The organism is Flavobacterium sp. CSZ, from assembly GCF_015350725.1.
In the GTDB taxonomy this organism is placed as follows: Bacteria; Bacteroidota; Bacteroidia; order Flavobacteriales; family Flavobacteriaceae; genus Flavobacterium.
The window spans coordinates 112,622-126,917 of sequence record NZ_JADKPQ010000011.1 but is presented as its reverse complement, the minus strand read 5'-3'; the positions used below and the strand labels follow the sequence as shown (position 1 = coordinate 126,917).

At 33.2% G+C, this 14,296-nt stretch carries 14 protein-coding genes; 2 read left to right on the top strand and 12 right to left on the bottom strand.

From position 1 onward, the window contains the following. From IRZ78_RS14280 to IRZ78_RS14240, 9 genes are all read right to left on the bottom strand, one after another. Complete coding sequence (locus IRZ78_RS14280; RefSeq protein ID WP_194617172.1) at positions 1-420, bottom strand: adenylyltransferase/cytidyltransferase family protein; 420 nt, start codon at positions 418-420, stop codon at positions 1-3. A gap of 11 nt (positions 421-431) precedes the next feature. After that, positions 432-1,715: a nucleotide sugar dehydrogenase gene (locus IRZ78_RS14275; protein WP_305069341.1), complete on the bottom strand. Its 1,284-nt coding sequence runs from the start codon at positions 1,713-1,715 to the stop codon at positions 432-434. A 300-nt stretch (positions 1,716-2,015) separates the two neighbouring features. Beyond that, positions 2,016-2,483: a UpxY family transcription antiterminator gene (locus IRZ78_RS14270; RefSeq protein WP_194617170.1), complete on the bottom strand. Its 468-nt coding sequence runs from the start codon at positions 2,481-2,483 to the stop codon at positions 2,016-2,018. Between the two features lie 81 nt (positions 2,484-2,564). Beyond that, the gene (locus tag IRZ78_RS14265; RefSeq protein WP_194617169.1) at positions 2,565-3,956 is read right to left on the bottom strand and encodes a UDP-glucose 6-dehydrogenase; all 1,392 of its coding nucleotides are present in this window, start codon (positions 3,954-3,956) and stop codon (positions 2,565-2,567) included. Positions 3,957-3,984: 28 nt separating this feature from the next. Then, a complete protein-coding gene (locus IRZ78_RS14260) occupies positions 3,985-4,968 on the bottom strand; it encodes an SDR family oxidoreductase (RefSeq protein ID WP_194617168.1) in 984 nt (327 codons plus the stop codon). A gap of 9 nt (positions 4,969-4,977) precedes the next feature. Beyond that, positions 4,978-7,425 carry a tyrosine-protein kinase gene (locus IRZ78_RS14255; RefSeq protein ID WP_194617167.1) on the bottom strand — a complete coding sequence of 816 codons (2,448 nt, stop codon included), beginning with the start codon at positions 7,423-7,425 and terminating at the stop codon, positions 4,978-4,980. Between the two features lie 15 nt (positions 7,426-7,440). Continuing rightward, entirely contained in the window at positions 7,441-8,232 is a 792-nt protein-coding gene (locus tag IRZ78_RS14250; RefSeq protein ID WP_194617166.1) for a polysaccharide biosynthesis/export family protein, read from the bottom strand. Between the two features lie 70 nt (positions 8,233-8,302). After that, on the bottom strand, positions 8,303-8,923 hold the full coding sequence (recR, locus tag IRZ78_RS14245; protein WP_194617165.1) for a recombination mediator RecR: 621 nt from the start codon (positions 8,921-8,923) through the stop codon (positions 8,303-8,305). A 194-nt stretch (positions 8,924-9,117) separates the two neighbouring features. Beyond that, the gene (locus IRZ78_RS14240) at positions 9,118-9,483 is read right to left on the bottom strand and encodes a CoA-binding protein (protein WP_194617243.1); all 366 of its coding nucleotides are present in this window, start codon (positions 9,481-9,483) and stop codon (positions 9,118-9,120) included. 151 nt (positions 9,484-9,634) lie between these two features. On the opposite strand from IRZ78_RS14240, the gene IRZ78_RS14235 reads away from it, so the two are divergent. Together IRZ78_RS14235 and IRZ78_RS14230 are read left to right on the top strand one after the other, a co-directional pair. Further along, on the top strand, positions 9,635-10,264 hold the full coding sequence (locus tag IRZ78_RS14235) for a MarC family NAAT transporter (RefSeq protein WP_194617164.1): 630 nt from the start codon (positions 9,635-9,637) through the stop codon (positions 10,262-10,264). A 300-nt stretch (positions 10,265-10,564) separates the two neighbouring features. After that, positions 10,565-10,921: a helix-turn-helix domain-containing protein gene (locus IRZ78_RS14230; protein ID WP_194617163.1), complete on the top strand. Its 357-nt coding sequence runs from the start codon at positions 10,565-10,567 to the stop codon at positions 10,919-10,921. Positions 10,922-11,027: 106 nt separating this feature from the next. Here the strand turns inward: IRZ78_RS14230 and IRZ78_RS14225 are convergent, their stop codons facing one another. The 3 genes from IRZ78_RS14225 to IRZ78_RS14215 all read right to left on the bottom strand — a co-directional run bounded on the left by IRZ78_RS14225 (position 11,028) and on the right by IRZ78_RS14215 (position 14,291). Further along, complete coding sequence (locus IRZ78_RS14225; RefSeq protein WP_194617162.1) at positions 11,028-11,963, bottom strand: arginine deiminase-related protein; 936 nt, start codon at positions 11,961-11,963, stop codon at positions 11,028-11,030. Positions 11,964-12,033: 70 nt separating this feature from the next. Next, positions 12,034-12,948: an arginine deiminase family protein gene (locus IRZ78_RS14220; RefSeq protein WP_194617161.1), complete on the bottom strand. Its 915-nt coding sequence runs from the start codon at positions 12,946-12,948 to the stop codon at positions 12,034-12,036. A gap of 65 nt (positions 12,949-13,013) precedes the next feature. After that, entirely contained in the window at positions 13,014-14,291 is a 1,278-nt protein-coding gene (locus IRZ78_RS14215; protein WP_194617160.1) for a citrate synthase, read from the bottom strand. Between the last annotated feature and the right edge of the window lie 5 nt (positions 14,292-14,296).

The following is a 14,296-nucleotide window of genomic DNA, read 5'->3' as shown; positions in this document are numbered from 1 at the left end:
TTATTTTTTTAATTGTTTTTCAGCAACCTCTTTCCTAAGATTACTACTTGAAAATCGATGATCTCTAACATTAAAATAAAGTGCTATTCCTTTTTGTTCACAATAAGCGCGCCCTGTAAAGTTTTTTTCTCGATATTCATCACCAATAATACGTACATCTATTTTAAAGGATCTTAAAATATCTTCTAAATCTTGTTCAGTTGCATAAGGCACAATTTCATCTACAAATTTGCAACCTTTAAGTTGTATATATCTTTCTACTACGGTTTGCGAAGGACTATTTTTGTCAGGACGATCAAGTGTGGGATCCGTTTGCAAACCCACTATTAAATAATCACATTCTCTCTTTGCTTCTTCTAACATCTTAATATGTCCGGCATGCAATAAATCAAAAGCACTAAAAGTTATTCCTACTTTCATAATTTAAAAAATTAAAGTCTATTATCAGCTATACTGCCTAAAACTCCTTTTACATCATATAATAAACTATTTTCTTTTTGCAAATCTGAAAAATTTAATTCTAAGAATTCTGCGTGTGCAACTCCTAAAACAATCGCATCAAATTTATTATCGGGAGTACTGTTAATAGTTATTAAATTATATTCTTTTTTTACATCATTCGCATTAGCAAGCGGATCAAATATCGTGACTAATATTCCGTATTCTTTTAATGCTTTTACAACATCTACAATTTTTGTATTGCGAACATCCGGACAATTTTCCTTGAAAGTAATCCCCAACATTAGAAGATTTGCTCCGTTTACTGAAATTCCTTTTTTGATCATCAATTTTACTATTTGAGAAGCAACGTATTCTCCCATGCTGTCATTCAAACGTCGACCTGCTAAAATTATTTCGGGATGATAGCCAAATTCCTGAGCTCTTTGTGCTAAATAGTATGGATCAACACCAATGCAATGTCCCCCTACTAATCCCGGTTTAAATGGTAAAAAATTCCATTTTGTTGATGCAGCTGCCAATACTTCTTGCGTATCAATATTCATTAAATTGAATATTTTGGCTAACTCATTTACAAAAGCTATATTGATATCTCTTTGTGAATTCTCGATAACCTTAGCTGCTTCTGCAACTTTTATGCTTGGTGCCAAATGTGTTCCGGCAGTAATTACCGATTTGTACAAAGCATCAACTTTTAAGCCAATTTCAGGTGTTGAACCAGAAGTTACTTTTAGAATTTTTTCGACTGTATGCTCTTTGTCTCCGGGATTTATTCTTTCTGGTGAATACCCGGCATAAAAATCTTCATTAAATTTTAATCCTGAAATCTTCTCTAAAACAGGAACACATTGTTCTTCCGTTACACCAGGATAAACTGTAGATTCGTAAATTACGACATCTCCTTTTTTTAGTACTTTACCAACGGATTCACTTGATTTATATAAAGGAGTCAAATCAGGGCGGTTATTTTTATCAACCGGCGTAGGAACGGTTACTATAAAATAGTTACAATCGACTATATCATTTAGGGATGTTGTGCAATACAATCCCCTTTTAGCAGAAGGATTATCTACTAAAACAGCTTGCAAAGTAGCATCATCAACTTCTAATGTTGTATCTGTACCTGATTTTAAAGAAGCTACTCGTGCTTCATTAATATCAAAGCCAATAACTGAATATTTAGTAGCAAATAATCGAGCCAAAGGCAGGCCAACATATCCTAAACCAACAATGGCTATTTTTACGTTTTCGTTCAATTTGTAATATTTTTTATCTATTTCAGTCATAAAAATTCACGGCTTCGCCATTCTGAGTCACAAAGATTTGACACAGATACTCTAAAATCATTTTCGGCAAATATAGCATATTAAGTCAATTTATTCAATACGGTTTCGCGTAATACAGAAAAAACAAACAAATAAACAACAATAACATGCAGCAACACTCTATTGGTCAGCATGTAAAAATTCACCTTATAAAAAAAACAGAAAATAAAATTTCTATTTGGAGAAATCTTACCTTCTGTTTAATACCAATAGTTACACAATATAACTACTTTATTTATATTTTATTTTAAGGACGCACCCTAAAGATTCCAAAACTAACGTATAATAAGTATTTGAGATTTCCTGAACTATTGCATCCTGATTGCTAAAAACTCCGGATTCTAATTTGATACGGTCACCAACCTGAATCGAAGACACTGAAATATCACTTAAATTTGGAGCTGCAAGACTCGTTTTTATGATGTTAATTTCTTCATCACGAACAATAGCCGGTTTTCCTAACCAAAACAAATACCGGACTACACCTGAGATCTGAAAGACCGAATTTCGATCAGTATCTTCTAACTGCACAAAAACATAAGAGTTAAAAAGCGGCACCTCAATTTTCTTCTTTCTATCGGTCCATTGTTTGATTTGAATTATTAATGGACAATAACATTCAATTCCAATTTCATTGAGTCTTTCGGCAACTTTTTTCTCCCATTTGGGTTTTGTATATACTACATACCAATTCTTCATTTTTCTTTTTATTGAAATAAACTTTAAACCAATCTTCCCTTATTCGTTTCATATTAAATTTTACCTCAATATCTTTTGTAACTAAGAACCTATTGCTTTATAAATGAAACCTATTGATTCCAAATGCTTTGCATCCAGAATATTTCTTCCGTCAAAAAGAAATGCCGGTTTGTGCATCGAGTCATAAATTTTTTGCCAATCATAAGTTGTAAACTCATCCCATTCTGTTAGAATCGCAATGGCGTGAGCGCTTTTACATGCTTCATAGGCATTATCAAATATTGACAGGGCCTTACTATTTGCTTCGTCACTTCTTGTTTCTAAATAATCTAAATCGCTCAGCATTTTATTTCTTGAAACCTTTGGATCATAAACAGAAATTTTAGCCTGCTCATTAATAAGATCATCAGCAACATAAATCGCAGCAGATTCTCTGGTATCATTTGTATCTTTTTTGAAAGCCCATCCCAAAAATGCAATTTTCTTATCAGCAACTGTATTGTATAAAGTCTGAACTATTTTATTCGAAAATCTTCTTTTTTGATGATCATTCATTATAATTACCTGTTCCCAATAATCAGCCACCTCATTTAATCCGTATGATTTTGCAATGTAAACTAAATTCAAAATGTCTTTTTGAAAACAAGAACCACCAAAACCAACAGATGCTTTTAGAAATTTCGGTCCAATCCTGCTATCCATTCCAATTGCTTTTGCGACTTCGCTGACATCAGCTCCTGTCTTTTCACATAGTTCAGACATTGCATTTATAGATGAAATACGTTGTGCTAAAAATGCATTTGCTGTTAATTTAGACAATTCTGAAGACCAAACATTTGTGGTTAAGATTTTATCTTTACTTACCCAATTTGCATAAACATCAACTAAAGCATTAATCGCTTCTTCACCTTCCGGTGTTGTATCTCCACCAATTAAAATTCTATCAGGATTTAATAAATCTGTAACCGCAGTTCCTTCAGCTAAAAATTCCGGATTTGATAAGATTTGAAACTGTACCCCATTTCCTGTATTATCCAGAATACTTTTTATCGCCTCAGCCGTACGTACTGGTAAAGTTGATTTTTCGACAACAATTTTATTCTGCTTGGCAACTTTTGCAATTTGCCTTGCACAAAGTTCTATGTATTTTAAATCGGCTGCCATACCTTTTCCTTTTCCATATGTTTTGGTTGGTGTATTTACCGATATAAAAATTACCTGAGCCTCATCAATAGCTTTTTCTACTTCTGTCGAAAAGAAAAGATTTCTCCCTCTTGCTTCGGATACTATTTCTGAAAGTCCGGGTTCATAAATCGGAATATTATCTGTATTTGGATCGTTCCAGTCTTTGATTCTTTGTTCGTTCAAATCCACAACTGTGACTTGAATATGCGGGCATTTTTGAGCAATTACTGCCATTGTCGGACCCCCAACATAACCTGCACCAATGCAACAAATTTTTGTAATTTTCATTTAATTTACTATTATCTTGATCCTTATTTTATTTTAAATTTTGCCAATACCAGCTTACCGCTTCTTTTAACCCATCTTGCAATGAATATTTAGGATCATATCCTAAAATTGTTTTTGCTTTATCGATACTTGCCAGTGAGTGCGGAATATCACCTACTCTATTTTCTCCATACACAATTTCTACATCAGCAATTTTAGCATCAAATTCAGACAGATATTTTTTTAAGTATCCTACCAGATCGTTTAATGTATTGCGATCTCCAAATGCGGTATTGTAAACTGTATTTATGGCTTCCGGATTTTGACTCGTCATTGCCAGTTCATTCATCTGAATTACATTGTCGATATAGGTAAAATCGCGAGAATAATTTCCGTCTCCGTTAATAACCGGACTTTCATAATTCATTAGTTGTGTAACAAACTTTGGAATTACGGCAGCATAAGCTCCATTTGGATCCTGCTTTTGTCCAAAAACATTAAAATAGCGCAAACCTATCGTCTCCAAACCATAAGTTCTACTGAAAATTTCAGCATACAATTCGTTCACATATTTTGTAATTGCATATGGTGATAATGGCTTACCAATAACATCTTCTACTTTTGGTAACCCTTGCGAATCTCCATAGGTTGAAGAACTTGCTGCGTATACAAATCTTTTTACTTTTGCATCACGAGCAGCCACTAACATATTTAAAAAACCCGAAACATTAACATCATTTGTCGTAATTGGATCATTTATAGATCTTGGAACAGAACCTAAAGCAGCTTGATGCAAAACATAATCAACTCCATAGACTGCTAAATTACAATCTGCGATATTTCGAATATCACCTTCGATTAATTTATAATTAGGATTATCTATAAAATCTTTCAAATTATGGTGATGCCCTGTAGAAAAATTATCAAGACAAACTACTTTATGACCCAATCCTAAAAAATACTCGGACAAATTCGAACCAATAAAACCCGCTCCGCCTGTAATTAAAATTGTATATTGAGTTGATGTTTTCATTATATCAAATTATTTTTTCTTGAATTTATTCAAAATTTCCTTCCAGAAGCTTGATTTATTTACTTCATCATGATAACCGTTTGAATAAGCTCCATAACCGTACCCATAACCATAAGCCGTGCCATACTTCGCTTTATTCTCATAACCATTTAAAATAATACTAGCATTTGCAAGCTCCCCGCGCTGTACTCTGGTATTTAGCAACGTTATCATGTCTTTTTTAGTATAATTTTGTCTTACTATATATAGCGTAACATCAGCATATTGCGCTAACTCCAGCGCATCTGACACCAGCCCAACAGGAGGCGTGTCCAAAATAATATAATCGTATTGTTGTTTCAGCTCCAAAATTAAATCCCCCATTGCATCACTCAAAATCAATTCTGACGGATTTGGAGGTATTGGCCCTGAAAGGATAACATCAAGATTAGGAATTTGTGTAGAGTTGATAATCTCAGCTAAACTATTTTGTTTAATTAAATAATTCACAACTCCTATTTGATTTTTCAAACCAAACTCGTCTGCCAATCTTGGTTTTCTTAAATCCAAACCAATAATCACCGTTTTCTTTTCGCTTAAAGCGAAAACTGTAGCGATATTTATCGAACAAAATGTTTTTCCTTCTCCACTTATAGACGAAGTGATCATCAATGTTTTTGGACCACTTACCTGTTGTTTTTTATACAAAAACTGCAATGAAGAGCGAATTGTTCTAAAAGCTTCTGAAAGTGCTGACTTTGGTTTATCAAAAACTGCTAAATTCAAAGAATCTTTATTAACTCCAATTACTCCAATTAATGGTATTTGAGTTAATTTACTAATATCTTCAGTATTCTGGATTGAATTATTAATAAAAAAAATTCCGAAAATGAATAATAAAGGTATTAAGATTCCTAAGAATAGAGCTAAAATATAATTTACAGAAGTTTTAGGCCCAATTAATCCTCCACCAATATCTTTTGCCGGATCAATAAAATGAAGATCTGATAAATTTGATGCTTTTACAATCTCAGCCTCATTTCTTTTCTTTAAAAATTCAGTATAAATATTATCGCTTAAATCATATTTCCTTTGAATCTTCAACAATTCCTGCTGCTCTTCCGGAAGTCTTTTTACAGTGCTTTCGGCCTGACCAATTTTAGCATTTACCATTGCTAAATCTGTCATTAAAGATCCTTTTGCAGAAGCTATATTTTCCAGCAGAACATTTTTTACAGCCTGCATTTGGTTATCAAAATCTTTAAAGATCTTGTCGCTTTTTACCGCATAAGCCATTTCTGACCTTTGTGTAGAGAGCGCAATAAGTTTCGAAACATTTACAACAACATTAGGATCTTCTATTCCTGCCACAGAAGGCGCGGGTAATCTCGAGTAATCGACACTATTATTTAAGTATGATTTTAAAGAATTGTAATAGGCAATTTTTCTTGTAACCTGATCTCTTTCGACATCAAAATCCATGATTTTATCTGAAACTTTTTCTCCTCCTCCTTCAATCTCGTAAATATTTTTATCTTTTCTGAAAGATTTGAGCTCACCTCCAGTTTCTTTCAATTGCGATTCCATTGCAACAAGAGTACTATCAATAAATCGAATAGTATTAGTAGCAAACTGATTTTTTCCGTCAAGCTGAAGTTTGATTAACATTTTTACCGTAGCATTCAAATACTCGACCATTCGGGCTTTATTTGTTCCCTGCATTGATAATGTCAGTATTGAACCACCTTTATCATCAGAACTAACATTTACTCCTCTGTAACCTGACACAGTACCATCAAAATCATTAAATTTCACAAAATATTCGATGCCCACATACAGACCCGGATTATCATTTATTTGCAATTTCCAGTTTAAAAAAGGCAAAGACACCTGTTCTCCAACTTTATATTTTTTCACAAATTCCGTTGGCTGAACAGCAGTATTACTATAAGTATTATTAGAATAGGTTATTAATGAAACCGAATTATTCTCGAAAGGAATTCGAATTTCATATTCATTGGCACTCAAGAATTTAATCCCAATCAAGGTGTTTGCTAATTGACCTTTTGATTTGTCTATATTGACATAAAAAGGAACAGCACCGTAAGAATCGACCAAATTGTATTTTCCTTGTGTAAGGTAATCGATATAAAACTGCAACTTCTCAACCACCAATTCGTTATGAGATCGTGATTGTATTATAGTGGAAATTCCGTTTACCTGATCTGAAACCCCTCCCCAATTAAAAACTAAACTGGTATTTGAGGTAAAAAATGGATTTCTTTCTTCTTTAATAGAAACCATGGTTTGCATAGCGTAAATTTTCTCTTTTCGAATATTTACCTGATATGCAATTGTAAAAGCGATGATTAAACTAGCTAAAAACCATTTCCAATAACTTAGAATCTTCAATAAAAATCCTTTAAAATCAAAATTTGAATGATTTTCAAAAATGGAAAAATCTTTTATATCTAACATTTTTTGAATTTAAGTTTAGTTTTTAAGCAATAGAAAAACTGTTGTAGCCAATGACAAAACAGTAATAATTGTAGTAATGGATTCTATACCTGTTTTTCCTGTTCCCCAACTTTTTTGTTTCAGTGGTTTTACATACACATAATCATTTGGTTGCAAATAAAAGTAAGGCGATTTTATTACATTAACATCTGTCAAATCAATATCATGCATTTCTACGCCTGTTGGAGTCTGACGAATGATCGTTACTGCTTTTCTATTTCCGGTTATGGTTATATCACCTGCATTTGCGATGGCTTCCATAATATTTACATGTTCCTGAAACAATGTTTTTGTACCGGTACTTCCTACTTCTCCATTTATTGTATACCTGAAACCCGCTAATTTTACTGTAACAAAAATATTAGCTTCTTTTTTAAAATATTCTTCCAGTAATTTTTTTTCAATTGTAATACGTACCTCTTCCAAAGTGTATCCTATAACATTAATTTCTCCTAATATTGGCATTCTGATATTACCGTGATCATCAACTGTAAATCCGTTAAAATATAATGTTGATTCAGATTTCACTGCTCCCGAAGAAGCTTCTGTTGTATTAAAAATTGAAACTAATTTAGGATCAATTGCTTTTATATCGACACTTAAAATATCATTTACCTGTAATCTGTAAGGTTTAGATTCTACAGCGGCAATGTTATTTTGCTCACTGGAACTGTTTTTATCCTGCAAATAGGTTAAGTCTTTTACTGGAATACAGGAGGTAAACAACACGCTAATTAGCAGTAATATATAAAAGCCGTTTTTTGTCATTATTGAAATTTTATCGCAAATATAGCTTTTCCTTTAATTTTCAGAAAATCTAACCTTTATTTGGGTTTATTTAATTGTTTTTGAAAGTTTTTTCGAACGGAACGCGATGTAAAATACTTCTTCCGAGGGTAATTTCGTCTGCATATTCTAATTCATCACCTACTGATATACCTCTGGCAATTGTAGAAATTACAATTTCTGATTCTGCAATTTGTTTATAGATATAAAAATTCGTTGTATCTCCTTCCATTGTCGAACTAAGCGCAAAAATAATCTCGATTACTTTTCCCGTTTTTACTTTTTCGACCAAAGTCGAAATATTTAACTGACTTGGACCAACACCTTCTATTGGAGAAATTTTCCCGCCTAAAACATGATAAATACCTTTGTACTGACCGGTATTCTCGATTGCCATAACATCACGAATATCTTCCACTACGCAAATAGTCTGGTGATTCCTTGCCAAATTGGCACAGATCTCACAGACTTTAGTATCTGAAATATTATGACAACTTTCGCAAAATTTAATATCCGCCCGCATATTTAATAATGCCTGAGATAAAAAGCCAGTTTGTTCTTTTGGCTGTTTTAATAAATGCAGCACTAATCGCAAAGCCGTACGTTTACCAATTCCCGGTAATTGCGACATTTCGTTGACTGCTTTTTCTATTAATTTTGATGAAAATTCCATGACGACAAAAGTAATATTTTTAATGGTTTAGTAAACTTGAAGACCACTAAATTCAATAGGACCCAAAATACCAATTTTAGATACTATAAATTCTTTCTATCCCCGATGGTAACGGTATCCTCCTTTTGTGGTGGGGTTCACCACAAAAGATATAGTAAATCCCAAAACTTCGGGGGAAATAGCTTCTAAAAAAATTAATACTGATTTGTAGCTAATAAAACCAAAGTACAAGCAACTTCTGCCTTAATATTATTCAGTTCTAATAATTGATATAATTCAGGGTTTTCGGTTCCAGGATTAAAAACTACACGTTTTGGCTGTGCTTCGATGATATAATTATAGTAATCACGCTGACGAGCAGGATTTAAATATAAAGTTACTGTGTCTATATTTTTTACCGGAATTGCTTTGGTATGAATTTTTACACCTGCAACTTCTCCTGTATTCTGTCCAATGGCCAATACAGTATGTCCTTTTTCGACTAACATATTTATGGCTCTAAAAGCGTAACGATCTGGTTTTGTGGTAGCGCCCAGAACTAAAGTTTTTTTATTTTTCATCATTTTTAAATATTTTACAAAAGTAATCAAAAAGTACGAGCTTAGTTTAGCTTATTGATTGAGATATAATAACATTTAAAATAATATCCTAACAAGAATTTGCTTTGAGATATTAAAAAATAACTATTTTTACTTCATTAACTACAACTACATGGATTTATTCATTTATTTATTTGCTGCTCTTTTCTCGGTATTAAACCCTATTGGAACAGTGCCAATTTTTGTTGGACTTACGCAACACGATTCTCAGGAAGAACGTTCCCGAATTTCGCTTTGGACTGCCATAAACGTTTTTATTATTTTAATTGTTTCGTTTTTTATTGGTCAATATGTCCTGAGCTTTTTTGGAATCAGTATTGACGCGCTTCGAATTGCGGGTGGAATTGTAATTGTAAACTCAGGCTTTTCGCTACTTTCGGGAAAAATAAACAAAAAACGAGGAATCAATAAAAAGGTCGAAACAGATGCGCAACAGCGTAATGACATTGCACTCACTCCATTAGCAATCCCAATGCTAGCCGGCCCCGGTTCGATATCTTTACTTATTGCTTTTTATCAGGAACATCATGGAATGCAAGAAATTATCATTTCAACTCTGGCTATTTTAGCTATTGCAGTTGCCATTTTCGCTATTTTAAAGAGCGCACATTATTTAGCCCGAATACTAGGAGCTTCAGGAATTGTAGCTATTTCCAGAATTGTCGGCTTTATTGTCATCTCTATTGGAATACAGTATATTGTTAGTTCTATAATAAATATTGTCAAGGGAAATCTAATGTAAATTCTTTATTTCATAGTCTAAAAAAAGAGGTAAGTAACTTTACCATTTATCCCTTTTTTTAGAACTCATTCAGAAATGTTCAATTATTTTGCTGATCATATTCCTACAACTCCTTACTTCCTTGACACCAATACGTATTTGATCATCTAAATTGTTCGTCCTCACAGTCCGACAATAACCCATCTTCAATAACAAAATTGCGCAGTTCGTCCATCAGTTTCTCAACAATTACATTCATCTGAGAAACCTTTACTGTGCTCAGTTTAGTTAATTTATGATAAGGGGCCATTTGTCTATCTAATGCTTGGAATTAAACAGGATGCATTGGCTTTTGATCTGGGGGAAGACTGGAATCAAAAGAAAATTTCTATGCTAGAGCAAAAAGATGTAATTGAGGATAATATACTTAGGCAAATCTCGAACTCATTAAAAATTCCTGTTGAGGCTTTTCAGAATTTTGATGAAGAGCAGGCTGTGAATTTAATTTCATGTAATTTCTCAGATAATGCAATGTTCAATAACAGAATTGAAGTTTTTAATAATAATCCGATCGACAAATTGATACAACTTCATGAAGACAAAATTGCATTATACGAGCGCATGCTCAAAGAAAAAGATGAAATGATGCAAAGGCTTGAAAAATTAATCAATAAGTAAATTAGTTATCATAATTTATAAAAACAAAAGCTCAACCAAATAGTCGAGCCTTTTTAATATCAAATTTTATATTCCGCTTTCAATTGCATTATTCTAAAAACGAACTTTAACTTCTTGGAAGAAAAACTTCTGCCATCATGCATCTTGCACTTCCGCCACCACAAGCTTCAATCGTATCAAGGCTTGAACTTAAAATTTCAGCATGATTCTCTAATTGAGCAATTTGCTTTGGGGTTAAACTTTGATGTGCCGACGCGCTCATAACGATATATTTCTTGTCATTTGTACCTCTAACTTCAAGCATATTACCGGCAAAGTTATTTACCTGAGCCTCGGTTATTAGAATAATTTCTTTTTTATCGGTTTTTAAATTCTCCAAAACCATTTTACGCTCTTTTTTATCATCTATAGAATCTGCACAGATAACAGCAAAAGTTTCTCCCAGGCACATCATTACATTGGTGTGATAGATTAGTTTACGTTCTCCCTCGACAGTCTGGAAAGCTTCAAAAATAACCGGGGCATAGTCAAAATCTTCACAAAATTCGATAAACAATTCTTCATCAGCACGAGGGGATAATGCACAGTACGCTTTTGCATTTGCACGATCTAAAAGCAAACTACCTGTTCCTTCCAAGAAAAAACCATCTTCTTCTGCCGATGTATAATCCATTATATTAGCTATTTCGAATCCTTTATCTTCAAGAGTATCCAAAATATCTTCTCGACGTTCTTGGCGACGATTTTCTGCAAACATAGGATAAAGGGCTACATCTCCATTTTCATGAAAAGAAACCCAATTGTTTGGAAAAATGCTATCCGGTGTATCTGTTTCCAAATTATCATCAATAACGGTAACATCAACCCCAACAGCTCTTAATTTTTCTACAAAAACATCAAATTCCTGTTGCGCTTTTGCATTTACTGTACTTGGCAAAAGTCCGTCTAATACTTTTTGGTAATAATTATTTACAGCCGTTTGCTCATTCATTCTAAAAGCAACTGGCCTAATCATTACAATTGCATTTGTCGTTTGTTTCATAATCTTTATATTTTTTTTGTTTCAGGTCTAAATTTTCAGGTTACCTCAGTTTGAAACTTGAAACAAATATTTAATCTCTAATTAAAGGTAAAGTCGAACATCTCAGCAAACCTTCCTGTTTTGCAATTTCAGCATACGGAATTTCTTCTACTGTAAAACCTTTTGAACGTAGCCAATTGTTTAATCTTGTGAAATTTTTCTCTGAAACAACTACATTTTCATCGATAGAAAATACGTTAGAAAACATGTTGTACATTTCGTTTCTTTCGATATGAAATAAGTTTTCTCTTCCAAAAAGATTAACCAAATACATATAATCAGCTTCTTCACGGAAACCTCTTTTATAAATAATCCCTTTATCTTTTCCAACTGGCTGAAAACAGCAATCCAGATGCAATGCATTATCACGCGCTTCGATTTTAGATTTCACCAAATCAAACTCTTTTACGATTTTATTTGGGAATAATTCTTTGATGAAATTTACACCCTGCATATTGGTTCTTGCCGTAATGTAATCTTTATAGTCACTTCCTTTGTAAGTCCCAATAAAGATATGATCATTCCAAAGCATAACATCTCCGCCTTCGATATGAACTTGCTCTGGGGGACGAACAACCTTTAGCGGATCCATTTGATCAATTATATATTGAATCGCATCTAATTCGCGCTCTCTCTCAGGAAGAATATTTGATTTCACAAAAGTATCATCTATTACAAAACCTATATCTCGCGCAAAAATCTGATTGTAGTTTTCAATCATTTCAGGACGATACACCTTTACATCATATTTTTGAAAAACGGCATTAAAAGCATCCATCTCAGCAACCATATCTTTTTCTATAGGATATGTGCCTGCTTTAATATGTTCCAATGATTTCGGATCATAGGCTTCCTCTAAAGATGGAGTTGGCCCATTATGAACAGCAGAACCCAAGACTACAGCACGCAATCTTGAGGTTTCGTTCTTTATATTTAATTGCAACATAACTTTATTATATTTTGGCCAAAGATAAAAAAAGCTTCACAGTTAAGTGAAGCTTTAAAATATTTTTATTTGTTCGACTTAAAGTCTCTGAGCGGGTGCCCAGTATAAATTTGTCTTGGTCGGCCAATTGGTTCTTTATTCTCACGCATTTCTTTCCATTGCGCGATCCATCCTGGTAATCTACCAATAGCAAACATTACTGTAAACATATCTGTAGGAATACCTAATGCTCTGTAAATAATTCCAGAATAGAAATCTACGTTTGGATATAAGTTTCTTGATTTAAAGTACTCATCTTCTAAAGCTGCTGTTTCTAATTTTTTAGCAATCTCTAAAATAGGATCTTCAACTCCTAAAGTTTCCAAAACTTCTTTAGCTGCTTTTTTGATTATTTTAGCTCTTGGATCAAAGTTTTTGTAAACTCTATGTCCGAATCCCATTAAACGGAAAGGATCGTTTTTATCTTTCGCTTTCGCTAAAAATTTATCAGTATCTCCACCGTCTTTATTAATTTCTTCTAACATTTCAAGCACTGCCTGATTTGCACCTCCGTGAAGTGGTCCCCAAAGTGCAGAAACTCCTGCAGAGATAGAAGCAAATAAACCAGCATGAGATGACCCAACCATTCTTACTGTAGACGTGGAACAGTTTTGCTCGTGATCTGCATGAAGAATAAACAATTTATCTAATGCAGCTACGATAACAGGATTAGCAGCGTAAGGTCCTGTAGGCAATTTAAACATCAATTGCATAAAGTTCTCTACATAACCTTGTGTATTGTCATAATAGTTCAAGGGATAACCCATAGTTTTTCTATAGGTCCAGGTTGCAATTACAAGAAATTTACCCATTGTTTTGCAAATGGCCTCGTACATTTCTTTTTCATTATCAACATTTACCGCTTTTGGGTTAAATGCAGTTAATGCACTTGTCAAGGCTGACAAAACTCCCATTGGGTGCGCTGTTTTAGGAAAACCATCAATGATATTTTTCATTTCTTCGTTTACCAAAGTATGTTTTTTAATACCATTTTCAAACTGCTCTAATTGTTGAGCCGTTGGCAATTCACCAAAAATTAAAAGATAAGATACTTCTAAGAAATTAGCTTTTTCAGCTAAATCTTCGATTGAATATCCTCTGTAACGTAAAATTCCTAATTCTCCGTCTAAGAAGGTGATTTCACTTTTGCAAGAACCAGAATTTTTATATCCAGGATCCAAAGTAATAATACCAGTTAAATCACGTAATTTGTTAATATCGATAGCTGATTCATTTTCGCTCCCTGTAATTACCGGAAGTTCAATTTTTTGACCATCTACTTCTAATGTAGCTATTTTTGACATAATAT

Bases quoted from the DNA above. Each gene is read 5' to 3' on its own strand.
- IRZ78_RS14280 (WP_194617172.1), bottom strand. From the start codon at position 420: ATGAAAGTAGGAATAACTTTTAGTGCTTTTGATTTATTGCATGCCGGA.
- IRZ78_RS14270 (WP_194617170.1), bottom strand. From the start codon at position 2,483: ATGAAGAATTGGTATGTAGTATATACAAAACCCAAATGGGAGAAAAAA.
- IRZ78_RS14265 (WP_194617169.1), bottom strand. From the start codon at position 3,956: ATGAAAATTACAAAAATTTGTTGCATTGGTGCAGGTTATGTTGGGGGT.
- IRZ78_RS14260 (WP_194617168.1), bottom strand. From the start codon at position 4,968: ATGAAAACATCAACTCAATATACAATTTTAATTACAGGCGGAGCGGGT.
- IRZ78_RS14255 (WP_194617167.1), bottom strand. From the start codon at position 7,425: ATGTTAGATATAAAAGATTTTTCCATTTTTGAAAATCATTCAAATTTT.
- IRZ78_RS14250 (WP_194617166.1), bottom strand. From the start codon at position 8,232: ATGACAAAAAACGGCTTTTATATATTACTGCTAATTAGCGTGTTGTTT.
- recR (WP_194617165.1), bottom strand. From the start codon at position 8,923: ATGGAATTTTCATCAAAATTAATAGAAAAAGCAGTCAACGAAATGTCG.
- IRZ78_RS14240 (WP_194617243.1), bottom strand. From the start codon at position 9,483: ATGAAAAATAAAAAAACTTTAGTTCTGGGCGCTACCACAAAACCAGAT.
- IRZ78_RS14235 (WP_194617164.1), top strand. From the start codon at position 9,635: ATGGATTTATTCATTTATTTATTTGCTGCTCTTTTCTCGGTATTAAAC.
- IRZ78_RS14230 (WP_194617163.1), top strand. From the start codon at position 10,565: ATGCTTGGAATTAAACAGGATGCATTGGCTTTTGATCTGGGGGAAGAC.
- IRZ78_RS14225 (WP_194617162.1), bottom strand. From the start codon at position 11,963: ATGAAACAAACGACAAATGCAATTGTAATGATTAGGCCAGTTGCTTTT.
- IRZ78_RS14220 (WP_194617161.1), bottom strand. From the start codon at position 12,948: ATGTTGCAATTAAATATAAAGAACGAAACCTCAAGATTGCGTGCTGTA.
- IRZ78_RS14215 (WP_194617160.1), bottom strand. From the start codon at position 14,291: ATGTCAAAAATAGCTACATTAGAAGTAGATGGTCAAAAAATTGAACTT.